The following is a 1,519-nucleotide window of genomic DNA, read 5'->3' on the forward strand; positions in this document are numbered from 1 at the left end:
GCGCGGAACGCGCGGTATAGCACTAGCCACTTAGGGAACGGACGTAGGACAGGCGTTCCCTCCGATAGCGTTAGCGTTAGCGGCGATGCCGGTTGGGATTGCAGGGAGATTTGATAACTCTCACCGGCACCCCCTTCCGTCGCGCTGAGGCTGGTTTGGCTAACCGTCACACCGGCACTGTCGTTATCTGTAATGGAAGCCGTAACGCTGTCAACAGCAATTCCGCTATAATTGGCATCCGCACTGACAGCCGTGTGGGTAATCGTGCCGGTGTGATTTCCTTCTGCAACGGCATCCTCTACCGCCGCTACAATAACGACTTGCGGATTATTCCAATTTGCGGGAGTGAAGGTGAGTTGCGCAATTGGCTGAATTTGACTGCCGGTGTCAAATTGTACCGTAACTTCAGATGCCGGTTGGGATTGCAGGGAGATTTGATAACTCTCACCGGCACCCCCTTCCGTCGCGCTGAGGCTGGTTTGGCTAACCGTCACACCGGCACTGTCGTTATCTGTAATCGACACAACTGTGGCGTTAATCCCAATTCCGCTATAATTGGCATCCGCACTGACAGCCGTGTGGGTAATTGTGCCGGTGTGATTTCCTTCTGCAACGGCATCCTCTACCGCCGCTACAATAACGACTTGCGGATTATTCCAATTTGCGGGAGTGAAGGTGAGTTCGGCAATTGGCTGAATTTGACTGCCGGTGTCAAATTGTACCGTAACTTCAGATGCCGGTTGGGATTGCAGGGAGATTTGATAACTCTCACCGGCACCCCCTTCCGTCGCGCTGAGGCTGGTTTGGCTAACCGTCACACCGGCACTGTCGTTATCTGTAATGGAAGCCGTAACGCTGTCAACAGCAATTCCGTCATAGTTGGCATCCGCACTGACAGCCGTGTGGGTAATCGTGCCGGTGTGATTTCCTTCTGCAACGGCATCCTCTACCGCCGCTACAATAACGACTTGCGGATTATTCCAATTTGCGGGAGTGAAGGTGAGTTGCGCAATTGGCTGAATTTGACTGCCGGTATCAAATTGTACCGTAACTTCAGATGCCGGTTGGGATTGCAGGGAGATTTGATAACTCTCACCGGCACCCCCTTCCGTCGCGCTGAGGCTGGTTTGGCTAACTGTCACACCGGCACTGTCGTTATCTGTAATGGAAGCCGTAACGCTGTCAACAGCAATTCCGTCATAGTTGGCATCCGCACTGACAGCCGTGTGGGTAATCGTGCCGGTGTGATTTCCTTCTGCAACGGCATCCTCTACCGCCGCTACAATAACGACTTGCGGATTATTCCAATTTGCGGGAGTGAAGGTGAGTTGCGCAATTGGCTGAATTTGACTGCCGGTGTCAAATTGTACCGTAACTTCAGATGCCGGTTGGGATTGCAGGGAGATTTGATAACTCTCACCGGCACCCCCTTCCGTCGCGCTGAGGCTGGTTTGGCTAACCGTCACACCGGCACTGTCGTTATCTGTAATGGAAGCCGTAACGCTGTCAACAGCAATTC

At 53.1% G+C, this 1,519-nt stretch carries 1 pseudogene; it reads right to left on the reverse strand.

The features are described 5' to 3' along the window. Nucleotides 1-1,519: pseudogene (locus OSC10802_RS43230) on the reverse strand (Calx-beta domain-containing protein); the annotation flags it as partial.

This window comes from Kamptonema formosum PCC 10802, from assembly GCF_000332335.1.
Classification (GTDB): Bacteria; Cyanobacteriota; Cyanobacteriia; order Cyanobacteriales; family Oscillatoriaceae; genus Oscillatoria.